Source organism: Anoxybacillus sp. B2M1 (assembly GCF_001634265.1).
Lineage (GTDB): Bacteria > Bacillota > Bacilli > Bacillales > Anoxybacillaceae > Anoxybacteroides > Anoxybacteroides rupiense.
The window spans coordinates 580,666-601,886 of sequence record NZ_CP015435.1; the positions used below are offsets into that span (position 1 = coordinate 580,666).

Here is a 21,221-nt window from a genome sequence, read left to right on the forward strand (position 1 = left end):
GATTGAAGAATGATGACGGCATTAATCGCTTCTGCTTTTCTTTCGGTAATATTGACAATGGTTTTATTGTCTATAAAAGCAGTCATAGAGAGAAAGTTTAACCGGCGCAGAAAAATTTCGAGTTTGCATGTTGCCAATGTGCTGCTGCTCGGCATAATCATTGCTGGCCTGTATTATATATTAAGCGAAGCGAATAGTCGGCCCTCGTTTCCGTCATTCTTTTATGTATATTTTGGAGCCATTCAACTGCTGTTGCCAATCTATGCCCTTGTTTGCATCGGATTTTCAAAATACGAAAGAAAAAGGAAAAAATATATAATAAGTCCTGATAAAAAGGTATTGTATATTAAAGAGGAGTATTTAGCTCGGGGGCGGCATGATAACTATCAATCGAAGACTTCCTAGCTTTTTGGCTATCGTTGCTTTTTCTTCTATATGAATGTGGTCAGTAGAGAAAATAGGGAGGAGACACTCCCTACCTTTTTTGTGCTTCTGGTCTTTTCCTACGAAATCTTCTTCTAACTGTACCTACCAATCAAATTTTTCAATCATGAATCAAATAAAAAGATGTTCATAATATAAAAAAGAAAGGGCCGCTCGTTGTACGGATTGGGACAGATGTAACTGGGAATGTTTATATTTGTATCAATATGGATTTATAGTTGGGCTTTTATGGCATCAATAGCATAGACAGGTCCATAGAATGGTCTCTTGCCGTCGATTTTTCAAAGATGATTCATTCCGTCTTCCGTGTGTGGATCGATCCATCATTCTTACCATTGTGCATATTCAGTAAAGAGTGTACAATGGTTGAGTAAAACGATATTTTTGAAGGAGGACATGGAATGAGTATCCATATCGAAGCGAAAGAACATGAAATTGCTGAGAAAGTTTTGCTGCCAGGAGATCCGCTTCGAGCACAATATATCGCAGAAACATTTTTAGAAGGAGCAACGTGCTACAACCGCGTACGCGGCATGTTTGGTTTTACAGGTACATATAAAGGACACCGAATTTCTGTTCAAGGAACGGGAATGGGGGTACCGTCTATTTCGATTTATATAAATGAACTGATGCAAAGCTATAACGCCCAAACGCTGATTCGTGTAGGCACATGCGGAGCGATTCAAAAAGATGTAAAGGTGCGCGACGTGATTTTGGCCATGAGCGCATCAACTGATTCACAAATGAACCGTGCCACGTTTGGGGCTGTGGACTATGCGCCAACAGCGAACTTTGATTTGCTGCGAACAGCATATGATATTGGCGGTGAAAAGGGCCTGCAGCTAAAAGTAGGGAACGTATTCACAGCCGATATGTTCTATAACGAAAATGCAGAGTTTGAAAAATGGGCGCGTTACGGAGTGTTGGCGGTTGAGATGGAAACAGCTGCACTTTATACATTAGCCGCTAAATTTGGCCGTAAAGCCCTTTCAATTCTAACGGTGAGCGACCATATTTTAACTGGCGAAGAAACAACGGCGCAAGAGCGTCAAACAACGTTTAATGATATGATCGAAGTCGCTTTAGAAGCGGCGATCCGTTCTTAATCCGTACAATTCGAAGTGAGCCAAGAATGCTTAAAAGCAAGGTGAAAAACATGCAAAAAGTAATCATCACAGCCATAGCGGCAGCGTGTCTGCTCGGTGGTTGCGCAGCGCAAAAAGAACATATGCAGCATCAGTCGCAAGAACAAACGGAGCCGACAGATCAGCATCCGGAAAAAGTGAATACAAAGGAACAAGGCAATGAGACGAAAGAGCCAGTGACCGAGCAAGAAACAAAGCCGCCAACAGATCCGGATCTAGTGCTTGAATCGCAATATTGGAATGTAGTTGAAGTAAAAAACGGCATGAAGGTCATTATGAACCCTGCTAATATATTGGCGATGGTGAACAAGGAACAGAGCTTGCCATCTACCTATAAACCAAGTGACTTAGTGATTCCAAATGTACCGTTTTCTTTTTCTGAAACGAATGTCGAAAAGCGGCATATGCGCAAAGAAGCGGCAAAAGCTCTCGAACAATTATTTACAGCTGCCCGTCAAGCGGGTATCCAGCTTGTAGCCGTATCGGGATATCGCTCTTATGATCGGCAAAAGGTTTTATTTGATGAAGAAGTGCGAAAGAACGGGAAAGCGAAAGCGGTTCAAGCTGTGGCGATCCCAGGACAAAGCGAACATCAAACAGGGCTGGCTATAGACATTTCAAGCCCGAGCGTCCGCAATGGCTTGACGGAAGCTTTTGGCCAAACGAAAGAAGGGAAATGGGTAGCAGCCCATGCTCATGAATACGGATTTATTGTTCGCTATCCAAAGGGCAAGGAAGCGATTACCGGATATGAGTATGAGCCATGGCATTTGCGCTATGTCGGAACAAAAGCCGCTAAAGTCATTTTTGAAAAAGGAATTACGCTAGAAGAATATTTCCGGATTGTAAAAAAAGTATAGCGTCTTCTTACGCTTTCATCATGCAAAACAAAAGCAGCGGATCTACCATGGATCCGCTGCTTGCTCATTTAGGGAGTTCTGGAACTCACGAGAATCGCTAGGAATGAATCACATTTAGCAGATGGCGATCTTCCCCTTGCGTTTGAACGCTAAAACGGAAGCGCAGTTGTGTTTTTATCCTTCTAATCGTACAGGCAACTAAACTGAAGCGCAGATGTTTTCGACTCATTAATGAATAGGGAAATCTGCGGAGCAGATGGAGAAGATTCATGAGCAAGGATACTGTACGGTTTCTTAGGAAGGAAAAAGAGAATGCCTACCAGAATAATCCGACTAATGCGATTCCTGCAATTGCACCGAGTGCAATTCCATAGCCAAATCCCCAACCCCATCCCCATCCCCAACCTGGATATCCGTATCCAAATCCGCCTAAATTTCGTCGGTCATTAGGGATGATATAGACACGATTGGGTGTGACGCGAGTAATTCGTCCAACATGAACATTGCCGGATCGATCATGAATTCGCACCACTTGGCCGCGATAACGGCAGCAGACATCGTACCATTGTTGTGACATGTATAGTCCTCCTTTTTATTGATACATTTATAGGGTATGTGTCGAAAAAAAAGAGGTTTGTACCAATGTCTACTTTTGGCACGAAAATATGCAATAACCAAGCTGAGTACCATATCGTTTTTTCATATATTCATGTGTGTTTAAGATTGCCATTGTCTCAGCAGATAAACGAGTTTCCAGTGTGAAGATCGTTTGGTCGGCAGGATATTGGGTGGTGGAATAGGCAGCCATTTGAATTGCACGAAATCCGTATTTGCGTAAAAGAAGATGCCACTCTTTTTTTGTAAGAAGCTGTCGAAATTGATAAAACGAACAAATTTCCTTTTTGTCGCTTTCGGACAACTGCGCATGAGCCGCTTCAATACCAATGAGCTTCCCATGTGGTTTTAACGCTCGATAGATTTCTTGTAACGCTTTTGGCAGTTTGACGAAAGAAAGAACAGATTCGCATAATACAATATCAAATTGCTCAGGTTGAAATGGTAAAGATTCAACGGAAGCTTGATATAGATGAACCGGCTGCGGAAGGGAAGAAAAGCGGCTTTTGGCTTTTTCAAGCATTTTAGGATGAATATCAATAGCGGTTACGTGAGCGCCGTATGTTTCGGAAATGTAAGCAGCCGTTTGTCCGGTTCCGCATCCGACATCGAGAATTCGGGTTGTTGGTTGTATATTAAGTTTACGTAATATTTCTTTGGTTAACAAAGGCCCACCGGGATGTGCACTATCGATTCCTAACTCTGCTAAAACATCAAGATATGTTTTCAATTTTTCGTCCTCCAATGATTCTTTTTTATAATTTATGCGCAATGAGTGAATTTTGCCTTTATGCAATAAAGTTCCCTCAATAGGAAAAAGTTTGTCTTACTCTATAGTCCTTCTGTACGCCAATTTTGTTGTTGTAGACCCACATGGTGTTATGCTGATAAACTATTACATGCAAATAGAAAAAGAAAGGTGAAATGCATGAAAGCAGAAGTTGGGGCTTGGGTGAGTATAGGGAGCTATCTGATCTTAGCGGCAGCGAAGCTTGCTATTGGTTATATTGCTCATTCGGATGGAGTGACGGCCGATGGATGGAACAATTTTACGGATATTGTTGCTTCTGTTGCCGTTTTAGCGGGAATAAAAATTGCGCAGAAACCGAGAGATCACAATCATCCATATGGACATTCGCGGGCAGAAAACATTTCATCGCTGATTGCCGCCTTTATTATGATGTCTATTGGAATCGATGTTGCTCTGAAGGGGGCTTTGTCGCTTTTTCATCAAGAACAAAATGAACCGCCGCAATGGCTGGCTGCGTGGGTAGGAATCGTTTCAACTTTGGTGATGATGCTAGTGTATCGATTTAATCATCGTCTTTCTCAGCGTGTCAATAGCCCAGCATTGGCGGCAGCAGCAAAGGATCATTTATCGGATGCGCTCGTCAGCATCGGGACGGTCGTTGGGATTATTGGTGCGCAGTTTCATCTTTTTTGGCTTGATCCATTAGCGGCCTTTATGATTGGGATCATGATTTGTAAAACGGCTTGGCATATTTTTGCTGAAACCTCGCATTTGTTGACGGACGGATTTGATGAACAGACTTTAGCTGTGTATGAGCAAGAAATTGCTGAGATTGAAGGAGTTAAGCATGTTTCAGATGTGAAAGCGCGAATGGTAGGCAATCAAATCATTTTGGATGTGACCATTCATGTTGATGCAGCGCTGACAGTGGCGAAAAGCCATGAAATCGCTGATGAAGTGGAACGGATGATGCGGAACAAGCATCAAATTGAAATGACTCATGTTCATATTGAGCCAGCCTTCAACCTTAATCGTTCATAAATGATTAAGGTTTTTTTCATACTATAGAATAAATGCCGTAATGAAGAAAGGATTGTATCGATGCGACACGATGGAATAGCAGAGAAATGCTGGATTCATTTTACCGAGAGAACAAAACACGAGTTGAAATTGCTGGCGGAACAATTGAAGCTTCATCCACTCGCAACGCAATCTCTTTTGAGCGAGAGCCATTTACCGAAAATTGACGTATATGATGACAGTCTTTTTATTTCGCTGGCTTGGATCCAGGAGGAATGGCGTGTGAGCCGCTTACAGCTTATTATCACCAAGCAATATGTGATTAGCTATACAAAGAATGATGAGCCAATGATTGAGCAAGTAGAAAAAAAGCTGCTTCATCATCCCGAAGAAGCGGTTGATCCGTGCTTTGTTTTTTATCGGATGTTAGATGTAGCTACGTTTCATTTTTTACATGTGATTGATGAAATAGCCAATAAAATTCAAGCGCTTGAAAAACAAGTATTTAAAACCCCTTTTGAAAATGAGATTGGCCATAGCGTATATCGCTGGAAAGTAAAAATTCACGAGCTCCGCCAAACGATTGAAGCTCAAGAAGAAATGATGAAAACGTTAAACCATCCAGAAATTCCGCATATAAACGAAAAAATCCGTCCTTACCTTCAGGATGTGTCAAGCCGTTTCTCAAGGAGCACAGCCGCACTAGATGCGTTTAAGGAAACGTTATCAGATATTTTTAATTTACAGCTTTCATTGAAATCAGACCATATGAATACGATTATGAAGACGTTAACATTAGTTAGTGTGATTTTTATGCCAATGACCTTTGTCGCTGGTGTGTATGGGATGAATTTTAAATGGATGCCAGAGTTAACATGGACATATGGGTACATTTATGCATTGGGATTAATGGGCGGATTAGGAATAGCGATTGCATTTTATTTTAAGAAAAAAGGCTGGTGGGGAAAAAAGAAGGACGGCTCTATATAAGCAAAAGGACCATTAGTGTAAAAAGAAAAGGAAGGACGGGGGCTGCATCGATAGATGATATAACTGGACAGTTGTATGAATATGGAGCTATGCTGGTTGCGTGACGAAGGCAAGTCTGCTGATGACCGTGGTGATTTTGATCCAATACCAGTCTCCGTCCTAAGAGAAGAAGAGAGAGAAATTTTCTGTAAAAGATCTTTTGCTTGGAAAGCTATGTAAAGCGATTTATAATAGTAGCATTATGATAGCTGTTTGATCTGGAAGCTATCAGGCAAGACAAAGGTGGAAGACAAAGGTGGGATTGTTTTTTGAAGGAAGGTCAGATTTGCCTGCTCTTCGGTGGTTCTTAGTAGATACTTTGAAACAGACAGAGAGTGGATAGCTGATTCTGAGCCTACGAAAGCGGAAACACAAAAAAGGGGATAAGCAAAATGAAGCAACACAATGAAAAAGTAGGTATCCTGTATACGGCTGCAGCCTATTTGATGTGGGGAGTTTTACCTCTTTATTGGAAATTGCTTGATGAGCGTCAAGCGAGTGAAATTTTAGCGCATCGCATTGTTTGGTCATTCGTTTTTATGATTGCGTTGTTGACGTTAACAAAACAAATGCGTTCATGCTGGAAGCAATTTTTTGAGATGGTAAAGCAGCCAAAACAAGCATGGGGGATCATTGCGTCTTCATGCTTAATTAGCGGCAACTGGTTTATCTACATATGGGCGGTGAATCACGGACATATTGTGGAAGCAAGTCTTGGCTACTATATCAATCCGCTCATTAGCGTTGTTTTAGGCATGATTGTATTGAAAGAGCGTTTAAACACATGGCAGTGGCTCTCTTTTTTACTCGCGTCTATCGGTGTTTGTCTCATTACTCTTCAATATGGAAAGTTTCCTTGGGTTGCGTTATCGCTTGCGTTGTCGTTTGGATTTTATGGATTGGCGAAAAAGTTGACATCGTTTGATTCCGCCATCGGTTTGACGATTGAAACGATGATGGTGACACCGTTGTCCTTTATTTATCTCATTTTTTTATATGCCCAGTCTCAAGATTTGCCTTCCTTTTCATGGTGGCAAACGCTTTTGTTAATCGGTGCAGGTCCAGTTACAGCGTTGCCGCTGCTGTATTTTGCGAAAGGTGCAAAACGCATTTCATTGACAATGCTCGGTTTTCTTCAATATATCTCGCCAACGTTAAGCTTATTATTTGGGGTTTTTCTGTTTCACGAAACATTCACTAAGACGCATGTCTATGCATTTAGTTGTATTTGGTGTGCCTTGCTTATTTTTTCGTTTGCAAATGTGAAGCAGCTGCAACTGCCAAAGCGAAATTCAATGAAAATATAAACGAAATAAAAAATAGTCTTCGCCATGCGAGGACTATTTTTTTATTTATGAAAGTTCATAATACTCAGATCCAATCGATTCACTGATGATCCTCGATACATATGATGAATGAACAGTATATGTAAAAAATGACGGTCGGTCGCCTAACCGTCAAAGGCGGATCATCCCCCACTCACATAGAAAGTGATATCGATCAGCGTTGCATGTAATGATGAACGAGCGTTACGGGTTCATGGAATGATATACAAATACCCATTTTTATAAAAAAGTCTAACCATTTTCACCTAAAGTGAATAGTCTACTAGTACAAAAGCGAAGGAGGTGCTCAAAGATGGGTGCAGCTTATGGCGGCGGTTTTGCGTTAATCGTTGTATTGTTTATTCTGTTGATTATTGTAGGTGCAGCATTTGTTGGTGGCTGGATGTACTAATTCACCCTGCCATCATAACATGGCAATAAAAGGAGGGGTGTAGCATGTCATTTGGATACGGATGGGGCTATGGCGGCTTCGGTGGTTGCGGCGGCTATGGTGGCTACGGCGGCTACGGTGGCTACGGATATGGACGTGGCTTTGTGCTTATCGTCGTCTTGTTTATCCTGTTAATTATCGTTGGTGCAGCTTGGTGCTAACGAAAGCCAACTAAAAATAAAAAAAGATAAAACGGAAGAAGCCAACTAAGCTTCTTCCGTTGCTTTTTCATGATGATTGTATTTTTTTTGGATCAGTACGAGCCGGCATGAAAGAAAGATCGCGCCAGTAGCCAATCCAGTAATTAATCCGATCCAGTATCCGAATGCTCGGGCAGAGGTAAAATTGGCGAGAATATATCCGACTGGCAATCCGATAGCCCAGTATGATAAAAAAGCAGCAATAAACGTGGCATTTACATCCTTATATCCCCGTAGTGCTCCTTGGATAGGGGCAGCCACTGCATCAGAAAACTGGAAAAAGATTGCATAAAGTAAAAATTGTTTGGTTAACAGCAGCACTTCTTGTTCACTTGTATATAAAGCGGCCACTTCGCCGCGGAAGAAATAAAGCAGCAAAGAAGTAATGACCGCAATGGCGACCGCCATTCCAACACCAAGTGCGCTATATTGCCTAGCATCGCGCTGCCGCTTTGCCCCGACTTCAAAACCCACGGCAATGGTTAAAGCCATAGAAACGCTTAGCGGAATCATATAAAGGAGCGATGCAAAATTGATGGCACTTTGGTGCGCAGCAATGGTCATTGTACCGAATTCGCTCATTAGTAAAGTTACAGCGGAAAAGATACTGGTTTCAAAAAAAATCGAAAATCCGATGGGAATTCCTACTTTCAGTAGTTCCTTCCATGCCGAAAGGGATAGCCGATATAATCTCTGAAAAATGTGATATCGCGAAAAGCGTTTTAATTTGTAAATCATAAAAAAAGAAAGAAAACAGCAAAACCAATATGTAATGGCTGTAGCGTATCCCGCTCCGACACCACCTAACTTTGGAAAACCCAAGCGTCCATAGATCAGCAAATAGTTAAACACAATATTAACGGGCAAAGCGGATAACGTAATCAACATGGTGATTTTCGTTTGACCGAGCGCGTCCATAAAGCAGCGAAGAACATAATAAATGAACAGCGGCACCATTCCCCAAGCAAGAGCGAATAAATAGCGGGAAGCAATGGTTTGCACGCTGCTTTCTAGTTTCATGCTTGTCAAGAGTCTCTCCACTCCTAGTGCGCCGATCAAAAGCACGAAGACAGCGATGGCAGCAGCTAAATAAACCGCTTGAAGGACATAATAGGGAATTTGCTCATGCCGTTGGGCGCCAAGATGTTGAGAGATAATGGGGGTTAGGGCTAATAGGATTCCACTAATTCCAGTAAAGATAGGGACCCAAATATTTGAACCGATGGCTACTCCAGCTAAATCTTGGGCGCTGGCATGCCCCGACATGGTCACATCAGCAAAATTCATGGCATAAAGGCCGATTTGAGTGATGAAAACTGGAAAAAGAAGATGAAAAAATTGAATCATTTTTTGCTTGAGAGTAAAAGTTTGTTCCATAAAAGTCCCTCCCTCTTAGTGACGAAGCGGCATCAATCGCACAGGGGCCTTTACTTGATGGGATGCTTCGTTAGTGTGATGGTTGCAATATCAATGCTTCAATGAAGTTGCTGGAAATAGACCTTGCAGATTAAAGGATTTTTGAGCAAGTCAACGGGCGAATGCAAGTCTGTAGATTTGCATTCGCCACGTGTTCGCCTAAAGGGGGGCAAACAACATCGCTTTCCGACTGGATAAAAAGCGGCCGCAAAATCATGAAAAATAAACAAAATAAGAAACTACCCCCATGTTAAGAGGCAGCTTCCCGTTGATTGATCGGCAATTCAATGATAAAGCATGTTCCGTCTTCGCCGCTTTGCACTTTCATTGTGCCTTTATGCAATTCCACAATTTTTCTTGAGAGAGAAAGACCAAGTCCTGTTCCCGCTTCTTTTGTTGAGAAAAATGGATCAAAAATATGCTCAATAATCGTCGGCGGAATTCCTGGACCGTTATCTTGAAAATAAATTTGCACAATATTATTGTGCAGCTTGCTCGAAATAGCAATGCATAATGTTCTTTCTGTCTTTGCTTCAATCGCGTTGCGAAATAAATTGAGAAATACCTGCAGCAATTGATTTTTATCGGCTTCGACATCGTACATACCCAATCGTTCATCTAAATCAAAATGAACCTTAATATTGTGAAGCAGCGCTTCGCTTTGCAGGAGAATGCCTAAATCTTCAGTGATAAACTGATTAATGTTGATGTGATTTGTTTTTACTTCCGCTGGTTTAGCGATGTTTAGAAAGTCGGTGATAATGCCGTTTGCCCGATCCAGTTCGGGAATCAGCAGCTTATCAATCAGCGCAATAATTTTATCTGGAAGATCGTTTTTAAAAAATTGCAAATATCCCCGTACAGTCGTAAGCGGGTTGCGAATCTCATGAGCAATTCCAGCTGCAATGCGTCCTGCTACGGCCAGTTTTTCTGTTTCCTTCATCAAGTTAAGCGACTGAAACATGCTGATAACCCGTTTAATCGATCCATCGGCGTTATGAATCAAACGCGTATTTATAATGCCGTAATAGCGGTCAAGCACTTCCTGATTATAAATAGGTTCATTTTTTTCGATGGATTTAAGCGTCACAATGAGTTCATCAGGCAATTGCAGCAATTCGCGTATATGTTTGCCGATGACTGAGTCGCGGTTCACTCCTGTATCGTTGGCCGCCTGTAAATTACAAAGTGTGATCATACCGTTACCGTCCACAAAAACGATATGATGCGGAACAAGATCAAGGATCGGCGACAAAAACGCCTCAATTTGCTCAAATGGCAAGTCATTGCTTAAATCAACATCCAACTGCAGATGAGCGCCATTTTCATGTTGAACAGGGAGGAAGCCGATGATGGGCTCTTTTTGACCCCGTTTTTTTTCCATCGTCATCCCTAATGTATAGTCAGTAAATTCAAAAGGAAACGTTAATTCTTTGATAAAATTTTTATAGAATTGCAATTCTTTTTCTAATTGAGCAATCCGTTTATTTAATTGTTGATGAGATGTATTTAGCATAATTAGCCACTACTCCTTAATGAAAACAGCCTTCGTTAAGTAGTGTACAGAAAATTTTTTGTTTTCGCCAGAGGAAATCATAAATTTTGTAACAATTTTGTAATATAATATTTGGTTGTACGACAAAAAGATCTGATCCAATGAATGATGGTGATCATGTATGGGTCGATAACCCATTTTGCAGCTGCTGGATAAAGGAAATTAACTCATCGTTAGTGGAAAAGACAGCCTGTGCTTGTCGGTCATTGCCGCCTCCTTTGCCATTTGTGGCTTCAAGCTGTTGTTTTAGCACATTTCCAGCATGAAAAGAATGGCTAGGGGATTTGACAATAATCAAACGAGATTCGGCTTTTGTTGCTAAGATGGCCGTTTTTTGATAATGAGTAACCACTTCGCTGGCAATGATTTGCAAATCTTTGCTTGGAAGGTCCTCATAGATGCGAAAAACAATGGAAGAATCATTCGCTTCTTGAACGATTCCTTCTGCTTCTATGCGGGCCATCATTTGCTTCATGTGCTGCAGCTGCTTTTGGTATTCCTTATTGTCTGCTTCTAGCTTGTATAGAACATTGGCAAGCATCTCTCGATGAGCGCCGAAATGCTGGCTTAATGATGTTAAGAGGCGATGGGATGTTTGATAATCGTCAAGCGCTCGCCTTCCACATTTAAAGAATAGGCGCGTCATCCCGCGGTGCTTTTCCGTTTTAAGCAGTTTAATGATGCCAATTTCTCCTGTTCTTGAGACATGGGTGCCGCAGCAAGCGGAAATGTCAATTCCTTGAATTTCTACGACCCGAATATCTCCGTCCAGCTCTGGCAGCTTGCGGAATGGCAGCTTTTTTGCTTCTTCCTGTGACACGTAATAGGTTTTAATAGGGATGTTGTTATAAATCAACATATTGGCCTGATCTTCAATCGCGAGTAATTGCTGCTCTGATAAAGCAGGGATATCTAAATCAATCGATACGATATCACGGCCAAGATGAAAGCTTTTGGTATGCGCATCTAGTAGCTCTATGCAGACGGCCGAAAGTAGATGCTGGCCGCTATGCTGTTGCGTGTGATCCCACCGGCGCTGTGCATCTATTTCACAGTGAACAGATGATGAGGCCGGGAGCGCCGATAAGCGATGATATACTTCACCGTTTTCCTCAAACACATCCATGACAGGAATCGCTTCAATGGTTCCACAATCAGAAGGCTGTCCGCCTCCTTCAGGATAAAAAGCTGTTTCTTCTAGAGTCACAATGTATGTATCTCCGTCCTTTTGGCTGCTTGTAATCGTTGTTTTCCAGCTTGTTATAGAAGGGGAAGTATAATAGAGCTTGACTGTCATATAGGTCACCCTTTCTCTCTTATTTCTTTCTCATCTTAACCATATAAGATGGGAGTTTCAACAAAGATATTTCCAATTCTAACATATTCATCGAGAAGTTTCCTGCTTTTAACCTAAAAATCAATTCAAAAAAGAGCAGCGGATAGAAAAAAGGCCCGTTGCTAAACACGACTTAAAGATTGAGAGAACAGAATCCGTAAAAAATCACGGTCAGAAGGCAGCTCCTCAAGCTTGCCTTTTCGTTACATATCGGCTGACAAAGGTAGGAAGCCGTTGTTTTCAGGCCTATTCTTAGTTCTATGAAGCAGCGTTGTTCGCTTCCGACTGTCAACGGTGAAAAAAAGTGTAAATTCCAGATCGATGCAAGTGCTAGCACGATAAATTCTAAAGGCGGCTGGGCCTTTTATATGGTTCGCTTCAACTCTTATCCATAACAATCTTTCTATTCTACCATATCACAAACAATAATACAGAAGTTTATTCAATTTAATTAAACTATGTTCTAAATAATCAATACAAATTTATGAAAAAAGGATCATTAAGAAGTAGTTTGCTAGTTGAGAAAATTATGATAAAATGTCAATGGAAAAGAAAGGGAGATATGGACATGTGGAGAAACAGAAATGTATGGATCATTTTGTCAGGAGAATTCATAGCAGGGCTTGGGCTATGGGTCGGCATTATCGGAAATTTAGAGTTTTTACAGAGGCACGTTTCTTCTGATTTTTTCAAATCGCTTATTTTATTTATAGGGCTGTTAGCCGGTGTTTTAGTCAGCCCGATGGCCGGGAAAGTGTGCGACCGTTTTCCTAAAAAAACCGTTTTATTATATTCAGGGTTATTGCGGATGATTAGCGTTATTTTTATGATGCTCGCCCTTCATTTTTCTTCCATTGGCTGGATGATTATGTTTACCATTGTCATTCAAATCGCCGCTGCTTTTTATTTTCCAGCGCTTCAAGCAACCATACCGCTCGTGGTGGAGGAGAGACAGCTTCTATCTATGAATGGCGTTCATATGAATGTATCGACCATTTCTCGTATTCTTGGTACAGCTTTAGGCGGTCTGCTGTTAGCGGTCGTTAGTCTTTATTCTTTATATATTTCCAGTTTTATCGCATATGGCTTGCTTCTTGTAGCGACCTGCTTTTTACAAGTGAGCGAAGAAAAAAGCCTCATTGGCCGTCAGCGAGGCAAAAAGGCCAATTTTAGCGAGCTGATCCCTATATTAAAACAATATCCGCTCGTCAAAATTTCCTTATTGCTGACGATTATCCCGACCTTATTCCTAGGAGGATTTAATTTAACGGTCATTAATATAAGTGAATTGCAAAATGATAGCACGATCAAAGGCTTGCTATATACAGTAGAAGGAATTTCGTTTATGGTAGGGACGTTCGTTTTAAAACGGATTGCCGCAAAGTATGATATGCAAAAAATGCTATACGCCTTCTCTTTATTGATTGCTTTTGCGCATGTGTCCTTATATTTTGCCGATATCAAAATAACATCGCTTCTTTCTTTTGCTTTATTTGGATTTAGTGTCGGCTGCTTTTTTCCAACGGTCGCTACCATTTTTCAAAAAACGATTCCGAAAGAATATCATGGCCGTTTTTTCTCATTAAAAAATATGCTGGATCGTATCATGTTTCAAATTGTTCTTCTTGGAACAGGATTCTTGCTTGATATGATCGGATTGAAAAATATGATGGTTGTATTCGGTACGGTTTCTTTCATATTAGTCATTTATTTTTTTGCAAAAGAATCGCGACAATCGGTGACTGTTCAAGGCCACGATTCATCTCTGTAAAGCTTGTTCTTTTTAGATCTAGAGGCGAGTTTTGCTGACAAATGGCTATGTTGGAACAGCCAGCTCTTATTAAAAAAAGATGTCCCAAAACCAAATGGCTTTGGGACGTTTTTTATGAAGCGGTTTGGTGCTGCTCTTTTTGCTTATACACAAATAAATAGTAGCAAGAGAGGGCCAAAACAGACAGGATCACTCCAGATATATAAGGAAGGGTGATGGTAATTGTAAATAACCATCCTGCCACTGGAGGACCGATAATGCGTCCTAACGAGTCGAAAGAGGAGAGAATTCCTGTTGCGCTCCCTTGCCCTCCGTTTGTCTGTTTCGTAATAAGGGAGGAAAGACAAGGACGAATCATGCCATTTCCGACACCAAAAATGGATAAATACAGAGCGGCTGTCCAAAAGTCATGAATCAGTAAAATCAAGGCAAAGCCAGCTGCCGAAATCACAATGCCTGCTTGAATGACTTTTCCTTCTCCAAAGGTGCGAATCAGCCTGCCGATGAGTCCTCCTTGAATAAAAGCGCTAGCAAGTCCCATGATCATAAAAATATATCCAAGCTCCGTCGAGTGAAGATGGGCCCGTTTTGCTGCGAAGTAAGCAAAAGTGGCTTCAAGACCTGATAATGAAAAAGAAATAAACCATTGTAGAATATATAAGAGTAGGATCGGACGGTTAAGATCTTGCCAAATGGAAGCCGATGGGGCCACTCGATTTGCTTGTGCTTGCTCCTTCGTAAGCGATTCTTTTAAAAACAAAAACACGAATAATGAAGTAAGCAAAGACAGGGTTCCAGCTATGAAAAACGGCGTATGTAAGCTTATTTTTGAAAAAATTCCCCCGATGGCTGGTCCAAAAATAAATCCAAGTCCAATGGCTGCACCGATCATTCCCATTCCTTTCCCTCTCTCCTCAGGGGAAGTAATATCAGCCACATAAGCCATTGCGGTTGGCATCGTAGCGGAAGAAAGAATCCCGCCGACGATGCGGGCTATAAACAGCAGGGAAAGAGTTTTCGCCACAGCGAATAAAAAAAAGGAAAGAGATAAACCTATAATTCCTACAAGTAAAATCGGTTTGCGGCCATATTGGTCCGAAATGCGTCCCCAGATGGGAGCGAACAGAAATTGCATCAAAGAATAGATAGACATAAGCAGTCCAAGTTCCGTTGGGGTGGCACCAATGCTTTCGGCAAAAAACGGAAGAACCGGGATGATAATGCCAAACCCGCACATGACTAAAAACATAACAGAAAATAAAAGTGCTAATGATGTTTTCAATAAGCTTCCGTTACGCAAAACTTACAAAACTCGACAAAAACCTTGTGAAAGTTTCTGTTTGCTTCCTCATTCATCGCGCCCGATTTCGCCAGGGCTACTCTCGTTTGGTGTAACGCTCCAGAGGCTTCACTTCCCGCGTAACTCGCGGTACGAAACAAATGCAGTATATTTCGATAAATTTATGCTCGCATTCAAATCTCTGTCGATACTTATTCCGCAAGCATCACATCTAAATGTTCGTTCAGATCATTTCAATGATTTCTTTAAATATCCGCATGAACTACACATTTTTGAGGATGGATACCATTGGCTTGCTTCGATAAACTCAATGCCATATGCCTCGCACTTATGTTTTAGCTTTTGCTTAAAAGCATACAGGCGTTGTTGTTGTATCGCTTTTGATCAATGGCGATTTTTCATTATCCCTTTAATGTTTAGGTCTTCCATTATGATTCGAGCGGGCTTGGTTCTCACCAGTTCATTTGACCCTTTTTCATAATCCTTGCGGATATTTTTCATCTGAATGCGCAATTTCTGCATCTGCGTTTCGAGTTTTGTCATGTTGCGTGTTTTGACGTAACGGATTACACCTCCTTCTTCTTGGATTTTGTTCCTTTCATACTTTCTCGAACATTTCCGTTGCAACCGACGGAAACGCTTCTCTAATCGCTTTAATCGTTTTGATTGGGTTACATTGGGGTATATTGTACCATTTGAACAAACAACGAAATATTTCACCCCAACATCCATGCCTAATAATTCATTAGACAACGCCTCGTTTGGAGAATCCACTTCAAAGCTGACAGAGATATACCCATGCACCCCGTCGAATGTTACTCGTGGATTAACATATTTAGCTTGAACAGGGATTTCCCCTTTTTCTGACAGAAGGATCCATCCGACTTTTTCAATATACACATGTGTATCGCTGAATTTAATTTTGGCTGTATCTTGATAGAACGATGGTTTGTTTCGTTTCTTGCTTTTAAACTTTGGCTTATTTGCTTTTCCATTAAAAAACTTCTTATATGCATCACATAAATCTTTAATCGCTTGCTTGGCAATATTGTTGCTATAATCATACAACCATTTGTAATCAGGATTTGTCTGTTTTAATGCTGTTTGCGCACATCTCCATCTTTGATGAAATTCCCGCCGTTTTTATCGTTATTTTTTTGCTGTTCTAATGCCCAATTGTACGCCCATCGAGCCACACCAGCGCAACCAAACAGCTTGGTGCGCTGTTTATTATTTGGTTCTAATCTAATTTTTCTAGTTCGTATCATCATGAACCAACTCTTTTATTATTTTTTGGCTCTGTTTGCTCGTTTCTCTTGAAGCTTACAACTAAAAACGGTGATCATTTGTACTAAATCCTCTACTAACTCTTGTTCTTCTGTCTTTTCGGTGTTGTCAATAATTTCAATCTCTACGCCATAGCAAGCAGATATGCTCCATCAATTCAAAACCCAATCGAACCAACCTGTCTTTATAAAGAACAACGACTTTTTCCACCCTATTGCTACATAATTTAAATCAATTCATTTCTTTAGCCCTTGTTTCGAATAGTTCATCCCGCTACCGATGTCTTCAATGATTTCAAAAGAATAACCTTCTGCCATCATATATGTTCGAACAGCTTCAACTTGACGCTCTAGGTCGTCTTTTTGCTTTTTACTAGAGATTCGGCAATCCCCAATTACCTTTTTCTGCACTTTTTGTTTCCTAATACTTGATTCAATTGCTCGTCGGAATAGTATCTAAATCCAGACGGAGCCATTATATGCAGGTTTTAATACTCCTTTTTTATCCCCATTCCTTAATGTCTGTTCGCTTTTTCCGATTAACTCCGCAAATTTTCCTATGCTATAATACGCCATAAAAATCACCTCTATATACAACTTACCGAAAGTGAGTAAAATGTATATAGTTTTATAAAAAATTATAGAAATATTTTAACTGTTTACGCCCTCCTTATTATCATCGAGCTATTTGTGAGAACGAAGAGTCAGCTCTTGGCATGTCTCATGTCGCAGCAAGATCACGGATGTTGACATCAACCTGTCGTCTCCAATGATGAAATGCCGCAGAGGTTAGTCTCTTTTCTTAAAGCATGAGGGCTTGATTTTTTCTCAGCGAACAACAACGAAAGGACAAGTCATGATTGATTTGCCTCTTCCATCATAAAGGAATGAATGGTTATTTGCCAAGTAAAGGCGAAAGAAGAAAAGCAGATGCAAACAGGTAAAAGTACGGGCTTTTCATCACTTATGATAGCATATCGCTTAGAGATTCGATATAATGACAATGCGTGGATTAAACGATAAATAGTTAGGTGATGAAAGGATGCTAACACTTCAAGATGTTTTACAGGCCAGAGAAAAAATGAAAGAGACTGTTCATCACACTCCGTTGGAGCATTCCCAAACATTCAGTCAATTTTCTCAAAACGAAGTGTATATGAAATTGGAGAATTTGCAAAAAACGGGATCTTTTAAAGTGCGGGGGTCATTTAACAAGATTATGACATTAAGTGAAGAGGAACGGAAACGAGGAGTGGTGGCGGCATCGGCGGGAAATCATGCTCAAGGAGTCGCCTATTCAAGTGCGATGATTGGCATTCCTTGCACGATTGTCATGCCGAAAGGGGCGCCTTTAAGCAAAGTACAGGCGACACAAGGATATGGAGCCGAAGTCGTTTTGCATGGCGATGTGTTTGATGAGTCGCTGGAATATGCTTTACAATTGCAAAAAGAACGTGAAGCGACATTTGTCCATCCCTTTGATGATTTAGCGGTCATTGCTGGTCAAGGCACGATTGGTTTGGAAATTATCGAGCAGCTGCCTGATGTGGATGTGGTGCTGTGTCCAGTAGGAGGAGGGGGGTTGCTCGCTGGATTAGCCTTTACATTGAAGCAACTAAAACCATCGATTCAAGTATACGGTGTGGAATCATCGGCATGTCCCGGCATGACGGAAGCGCTTCGCCAAAAAAAACCGGTGACGATCGTCTCTGCTGACACGATTGCTGATGGGATTGCCGTCAAAAAGCCAGGTGGCATCACATACCAATACATTGAAAAATATGTCGACGGAGTGGTTTGTGTAGAAGAAACAGAAATTTCAAGAACGATGCTTTATTTACTTGAACGGAACAAGCTGCTTGTAGAGGGATCGGGCGCTTGTCCGCTTGCGGCGTTATTATATCATAAAGTCCCATTCAAAGGAAAAAAAGTGGTCGCGGTATTAAGCGGAGGAAATGTGGATGTTACATTAATTTCCCGGATCATTGAACGCGGTTTAGTGGAGTCAGGACGGTTTGTCACATTCACCACGATCATTTCCGATAAACCTGGACAGCTCAATAAACTGCTTCGCATTATTGCGGAATTGGAAGCTAATGTCATGTCCATTCATCATCAGCGCATTGGAGCAAAGGTATTGCCGGGTCAAGCAGAGATTCACTTTTCACTTGAAACGAAAAATCAAGACCACATTCATCGCGTCCATCAAGTGTTGATCAATGAAGGATATGATGTAGAGTTTTTTCAATAAAAATAAAAGGGTGGCGGCAAGCCATCCTTTTTAATGAATAATAGAGGAGGAAGACCACTTTGTTTGTCCGACTCCTTCATTGGCTATTTTTGCTTTCAGACATTCAAGAATGTAAAGGCCGACCATGCCGACCAATTCGGTTTCGTCCATATCTTCAATCAGCTGCAGCAAATCTTTTCGACTCAACTCTTCTAAAATAGACATGGTCATGATTTCTGCGTCTTCTTCGTCTCCAGTCAGCCGATCTTTATAATATTCATACAATTCATCAACAAATTTCATCAATAAGTCCTCCACAAGGCTAATGGCCCTTCATTGATTGCGCCCCTCCTCCCCATGAATACTCCTATCAGGAATTGTCTATTTCTTGCTTATTTCGTTATGGTTGATAAGTGTTTTTTTAGTGATTTCTGATCAAGAGGAGGGCTCTTCTTTTTACTTCATGTCAGAAAAATGCTGTGCATGCTTAATGAACATTTCCTGATTTTCAATGAGTCCGCATGCGGCACATTGAACACGATAGCTCGGTCCGCGGTAAGGCAGATGGAAAGGATCAAGGGAATCATTGGTATATTCTTGTTCAATTTCACCTGTTTGCGGATGGAGCTTGACGGCCACGGGACGCTGTTCAATTAAGTTAAAGCGTGTTCGATTCGTTTTGCAATTTGGACATAACATTGGTTCCAAATGGCTCACCTCCGTTTATTATCTTTTAAAATAAAAGCATAGATTATACATAAAGTCACTCATTTTTCCTATCCATATAAAAAATTGCCAGGACAAGGAACGAATACGAAGATAAAGGGGGAAGAGAAGATGCAAAAAGCCATTACGTTAGTGCATCGCGGAATGACACTTCGCGGAATGGAACATATTCCTCCACGAAAGGAAGGGGAAAAAGTTCCGGCGGTCATTTTATTTCATGGTTTTACAGGGACGAAGCTTGAGCCGCATCGATTGTTTCTTAAGTTGTCGCGGGCGCTAGAGAAGCAAGGAATAGCGAGCTTTCGTTTTGATTTTCTCGGAAGCGGGGAAAGCGACGGGAATTTTGAAGATATGACTGTATCAAGCGAAATAGCAGAAGCGCACGCCATTCTTGATTTTGTAAAAAAAGATGAGCGCATTGATGTGACGAAGATTTGTTTGCTTGGTCTTAGTATGGGAGGGCTCGTAGCGAGTGTTTTAGCTGGAGAAAGAGCGGCTGAAATTCATAAGCTTATTTTACTAGCGCCGGCAGGAAATATGTATGAGCTGCTGATGTATACGGTTAAGCAAAACAAGATGGATATCACTGCTCCTTATTATGACCATACGGGTAATTTAGTCGGTCGCTCATTTTTAGAAGATTTGAAAACGATCAATGTATTCGAACGAGCGAAGCCGTATAGAGGTCCAGTCTTACTGATTCATGGCACGAATGATGATGTGGTCCCTTATCAAGTAAGCAGCCAGTATCAGCAGAGATGTTATGGAGAGCAAGCAACCATTCACTGGATTAACGGTGCCAATCATACGTTTGATCGGCATGAATGGGAATGCGAAGTGCTTGATAAGGTTCTGCAATTTGCCTCGATTTATTAAACTTATTGTTTATTTTGTCAGGATGGTCTAGCTTCCCACAAAAACAGTGGGTACTTATTGAATGTTTCGTCGCCTGCTCCTACCGTAGAAAAAGCCTTGATGTTCATCATCGATGCCGAATGGTATCACAAATTGTATCTTCATACTCGTGGTGCTAGTTGGGTAGATGATCCTGATCCCTTCCATATTCGCTCTCATGTGAACCGCCGAGAGGTCGGCGCGCGGTCACACTTTGACGCGACCAAGGTAAGCCACCGACTTGCTCTCCAGCGGATGTGTGAAAAAGTTTATTTTTAAAAAGGAACGGAACTAAAGCGAACGAAAAATCTTATTCCAATATTTTGCTTCACTTAGTGCTCGCTGGTCGGAAAGAATTTCATCAGGCGCGTTTCCTTGACCGATTAAGTAACCGATATACGTCAAGCCAACAAACTGGAAAATGTATTGGAATTGCTGGATAAGCGGCAGTCCTTTTATATACGGATCATCTCCACCAACAGCCACAACAAACGCTTTTTTTGATTTCATTTCCTCCTTGAAGGAAAAATGAGGATCTCGCAAGCTTTGTGACCACCGATCAATAAACAGCTTCATTTGTCCACTCATTCCATACCAATAAATCGGTGTGGCAAAAATCAAAATATCATGTTCGCGAACAAGACGAATGATTTTTTCATAGTCATCTGCCACAGGAGTAAATCCTTCTGGATCATGCCGTTTATCAATAATCAGTGTAATCGAAAAATCTTTCATATAGATCTGTTGATGAGCGATCCCCTCTAGCACAATTTGCGCTAATCGTGCTGTATTCCCGTTTTCGCGTGAACTGCCATTCATGAGAAGAATATTAGCCATTGAACTTACCTCTTTCTTTTTTTTATCAAC

At 41.2% G+C, this 21,221-nt stretch carries 20 protein-coding genes and 2 pseudogenes; 11 read left to right on the forward strand and 11 right to left on the reverse strand.

What is annotated here, in order from left to right:
- Window positions 1-9 precede the first annotated feature (9 nt).
- From GFC28_RS02870 to GFC28_RS02880, 3 genes are all read left to right on the forward strand, one after another.
- A complete protein-coding gene (locus GFC28_RS02870) occupies window positions 10-405 on the forward strand; it encodes a hypothetical protein (protein WP_080861063.1) in 396 nt (131 codons plus the stop codon).
- A 440-nt stretch (window positions 406-845) separates the two neighbouring features.
- Window positions 846-1,550, forward strand: coding sequence for a purine-nucleoside phosphorylase (gene deoD / locus GFC28_RS02875; protein WP_044746002.1), 705 nt, complete (start codon window positions 846-848; stop codon window positions 1,548-1,550).
- A gap of 50 nt (window positions 1,551-1,600) precedes the next feature.
- Window positions 1,601-2,449 carry a M15 family metallopeptidase gene (locus GFC28_RS02880; protein WP_044746049.1) on the forward strand — a complete coding sequence of 283 codons (849 nt, stop codon included), beginning with the start codon at window positions 1,601-1,603 and terminating at the stop codon, window positions 2,447-2,449.
- A 316-nt stretch (window positions 2,450-2,765) separates the two neighbouring features.
- On the opposite strand, the gene GFC28_RS02885 is transcribed toward GFC28_RS02880, so the two are convergent.
- The gene (locus GFC28_RS02885) at window positions 2,766-3,026 is read right to left on the reverse strand and encodes a hypothetical protein (protein WP_066329456.1); all 261 of its coding nucleotides are present in this window, start codon (window positions 3,024-3,026) and stop codon (window positions 2,766-2,768) included.
- Window positions 3,027-3,095: 69 nt separating this feature from the next.
- Window positions 3,096-3,794, reverse strand: coding sequence for a class I SAM-dependent methyltransferase (locus GFC28_RS02890; RefSeq protein WP_044746048.1), 699 nt, complete (start codon window positions 3,792-3,794; stop codon window positions 3,096-3,098).
- A gap of 198 nt (window positions 3,795-3,992) precedes the next feature.
- Between GFC28_RS02890 and GFC28_RS02895 the strand changes: the two genes are divergently transcribed.
- The 5 genes from GFC28_RS02895 (at window position 3,993) to GFC28_RS02910 (ending at window position 7,801) form a co-directional block, all read left to right on the forward strand.
- The gene (locus GFC28_RS02895) at window positions 3,993-4,856 is read left to right on the forward strand and encodes a cation diffusion facilitator family transporter (RefSeq protein ID WP_044746001.1); all 864 of its coding nucleotides are present in this window, start codon (window positions 3,993-3,995) and stop codon (window positions 4,854-4,856) included.
- Between the two features lie 60 nt (window positions 4,857-4,916).
- On the forward strand, window positions 4,917-5,825 hold the full coding sequence (corA, locus tag GFC28_RS02900) for a magnesium/cobalt transporter CorA (protein ID WP_044746000.1): 909 nt from the start codon (window positions 4,917-4,919) through the stop codon (window positions 5,823-5,825).
- Between the two features lie 431 nt (window positions 5,826-6,256).
- Window positions 6,257-7,171, forward strand: coding sequence for an EamA family transporter RarD (gene rarD / locus GFC28_RS02905; RefSeq protein ID WP_044745999.1), 915 nt, complete (start codon window positions 6,257-6,259; stop codon window positions 7,169-7,171).
- A gap of 331 nt (window positions 7,172-7,502) precedes the next feature.
- Window positions 7,503-7,601, forward strand: a complete 99-nt coding sequence (locus GFC28_RS18675) for a YjcZ family sporulation protein (RefSeq protein ID WP_082063809.1) — start codon at window positions 7,503-7,505, stop codon at window positions 7,599-7,601.
- Between the two features lie 44 nt (window positions 7,602-7,645).
- The gene (locus tag GFC28_RS02910) at window positions 7,646-7,801 is read left to right on the forward strand and encodes a YjcZ family sporulation protein (protein ID WP_063504935.1); all 156 of its coding nucleotides are present in this window, start codon (window positions 7,646-7,648) and stop codon (window positions 7,799-7,801) included.
- A 45-nt stretch (window positions 7,802-7,846) separates the two neighbouring features.
- On the opposite strand, the gene GFC28_RS02915 is transcribed toward GFC28_RS02910, so the two are convergent.
- The 3 genes from GFC28_RS02915 to GFC28_RS02925 all read right to left on the reverse strand — a co-directional run bounded on the left by GFC28_RS02915 (window position 7,847) and on the right by GFC28_RS02925 (window position 12,108).
- Complete coding sequence (locus GFC28_RS02915; protein ID WP_044745998.1) at window positions 7,847-9,217, reverse strand: MATE family efflux transporter; 1,371 nt, start codon at window positions 9,215-9,217, stop codon at window positions 7,847-7,849.
- 289 nt (window positions 9,218-9,506) lie between these two features.
- Complete coding sequence (locus GFC28_RS02920) at window positions 9,507-10,772, reverse strand: two-component system sensor histidine kinase NtrB (RefSeq protein WP_044745997.1); 1,266 nt, start codon at window positions 10,770-10,772, stop codon at window positions 9,507-9,509.
- A 154-nt stretch (window positions 10,773-10,926) separates the two neighbouring features.
- Entirely contained in the window at window positions 10,927-12,108 is a 1,182-nt protein-coding gene (locus GFC28_RS02925) for an alanyl-tRNA editing protein (RefSeq protein ID WP_044745996.1), read from the reverse strand.
- Window positions 12,109-12,715: 607 nt separating this feature from the next.
- On the opposite strand from GFC28_RS02925, the gene GFC28_RS02930 reads away from it, so the two are divergent.
- Complete coding sequence (locus tag GFC28_RS02930) at window positions 12,716-13,918, forward strand: MFS transporter (protein ID WP_044745995.1); 1,203 nt, start codon at window positions 12,716-12,718, stop codon at window positions 13,916-13,918.
- 112 nt (window positions 13,919-14,030) lie between these two features.
- Here the strand turns inward: GFC28_RS02930 and GFC28_RS02935 are convergent, their stop codons facing one another.
- The 3 genes and pseudogenes from GFC28_RS02935 to GFC28_RS02945 all read right to left on the reverse strand — a co-directional run bounded on the left by GFC28_RS02935 (window position 14,031) and on the right by GFC28_RS02945 (window position 17,080).
- Window positions 14,031-15,167, reverse strand: a complete 1,137-nt coding sequence (locus GFC28_RS02935) for a tetracycline resistance MFS efflux pump (protein WP_044746047.1) — start codon at window positions 15,165-15,167, stop codon at window positions 14,031-14,033.
- Window positions 15,168-15,326: 159 nt separating this feature from the next.
- Window positions 15,327-16,486: pseudogene (locus tag GFC28_RS02940) on the reverse strand (RNA-guided endonuclease InsQ/TnpB family protein).
- Window positions 16,473-17,080, reverse strand: a pseudogene (locus GFC28_RS02945) (IS607 family transposase). The pseudogenes GFC28_RS02940 and GFC28_RS02945 overlap by 14 nt, the downstream one beginning before the upstream one ends.
- Window positions 17,081-17,546: 466 nt before the next feature.
- On the opposite strand from GFC28_RS02945, the gene ilvA reads away from it, so the two are divergent.
- Window positions 17,547-18,755 (forward strand): threonine ammonia-lyase, encoded by a 1,209-nt coding sequence (gene ilvA / locus GFC28_RS02950; protein WP_044745994.1) that lies wholly within the window; start codon window positions 17,547-17,549, stop codon window positions 18,753-18,755.
- A gap of 30 nt (window positions 18,756-18,785) precedes the next feature.
- Here ilvA and GFC28_RS02955 read toward each other — a convergent pair whose 3' ends face one another.
- Window positions 18,786-19,037 carry a DUF6154 family protein gene (locus tag GFC28_RS02955; RefSeq protein ID WP_044745993.1) on the reverse strand — a complete coding sequence of 84 codons (252 nt, stop codon included), beginning with the start codon at window positions 19,035-19,037 and terminating at the stop codon, window positions 18,786-18,788.
- 153 nt (window positions 19,038-19,190) lie between these two features.
- Window positions 19,191-19,442: a hypothetical protein gene (locus tag GFC28_RS02960; protein WP_044745992.1), complete on the reverse strand. Its 252-nt coding sequence runs from the start codon at window positions 19,440-19,442 to the stop codon at window positions 19,191-19,193.
- Between the two features lie 129 nt (window positions 19,443-19,571).
- On the opposite strand from GFC28_RS02960, the gene GFC28_RS02965 reads away from it, so the two are divergent.
- On the forward strand, window positions 19,572-20,336 hold the full coding sequence (locus GFC28_RS02965; RefSeq protein WP_044745991.1) for an alpha/beta hydrolase family protein: 765 nt from the start codon (window positions 19,572-19,574) through the stop codon (window positions 20,334-20,336).
- 309 nt (window positions 20,337-20,645) lie between these two features.
- On the opposite strand, the gene GFC28_RS02970 is transcribed toward GFC28_RS02965, so the two are convergent.
- Window positions 20,646-21,182 carry a flavodoxin family protein gene (locus tag GFC28_RS02970; RefSeq protein WP_172798674.1) on the reverse strand — a complete coding sequence of 179 codons (537 nt, stop codon included), beginning with the start codon at window positions 21,180-21,182 and terminating at the stop codon, window positions 20,646-20,648.
- Window positions 21,183-21,221 lie beyond the last annotated feature (39 nt).

Bases quoted from the DNA above. Each gene is read 5' to 3' on its own strand.
- GFC28_RS18675 (WP_082063809.1), top strand. From the start codon at position 7,503: ATGGGTGCAGCTTATGGCGGCGGTTTTGCGTTAATCGTTGTATTGTTT.
- ilvA (WP_044745994.1), top strand. From the start codon at position 17,547: ATGCTAACACTTCAAGATGTTTTACAGGCCAGAGAAAAAATGAAAGAG.
- GFC28_RS02965 (WP_044745991.1), top strand. From the start codon at position 19,572: ATGCAAAAAGCCATTACGTTAGTGCATCGCGGAATGACACTTCGCGGA.
- GFC28_RS02910 (WP_063504935.1), top strand. From the start codon at position 7,646: ATGTCATTTGGATACGGATGGGGCTATGGCGGCTTCGGTGGTTGCGGC.
- rarD (WP_044745999.1), top strand. From the start codon at position 6,257: ATGAAGCAACACAATGAAAAAGTAGGTATCCTGTATACGGCTGCAGCC.
- GFC28_RS02870 (WP_080861063.1), top strand. From the start codon at position 10: ATGATGACGGCATTAATCGCTTCTGCTTTTCTTTCGGTAATATTGACA.
- GFC28_RS02920 (WP_044745997.1), bottom strand. From the start codon at position 10,772: ATGCTAAATACATCTCATCAACAATTAAATAAACGGATTGCTCAATTA.
- GFC28_RS02895 (WP_044746001.1), top strand. From the start codon at position 3,993: ATGAAAGCAGAAGTTGGGGCTTGGGTGAGTATAGGGAGCTATCTGATC.
- GFC28_RS02925 (WP_044745996.1), bottom strand. From the start codon at position 12,108: ATGACAGTCAAGCTCTATTATACTTCCCCTTCTATAACAAGCTGGAAA.
- GFC28_RS02885 (WP_066329456.1), bottom strand. From the start codon at position 3,026: ATGTCACAACAATGGTACGATGTCTGCTGCCGTTATCGCGGCCAAGTG.
- GFC28_RS02915 (WP_044745998.1), bottom strand. From the start codon at position 9,217: ATGGAACAAACTTTTACTCTCAAGCAAAAAATGATTCAATTTTTTCAT.
- GFC28_RS02955 (WP_044745993.1), bottom strand. From the start codon at position 19,037: ATGAAATTTGTTGATGAATTGTATGAATATTATAAAGATCGGCTGACT.
- GFC28_RS02935 (WP_044746047.1), bottom strand. From the start codon at position 15,167: ATGTTTTTAGTCATGTGCGGGTTTGGCATTATCATCCCGGTTCTTCCG.
- GFC28_RS02880 (WP_044746049.1), top strand. From the start codon at position 1,601: ATGCAAAAAGTAATCATCACAGCCATAGCGGCAGCGTGTCTGCTCGGT.
- corA (WP_044746000.1), top strand. From the start codon at position 4,917: ATGCGACACGATGGAATAGCAGAGAAATGCTGGATTCATTTTACCGAG.
- deoD (WP_044746002.1), top strand. From the start codon at position 846: ATGAGTATCCATATCGAAGCGAAAGAACATGAAATTGCTGAGAAAGTT.
- GFC28_RS02930 (WP_044745995.1), top strand. From the start codon at position 12,716: ATGTGGAGAAACAGAAATGTATGGATCATTTTGTCAGGAGAATTCATA.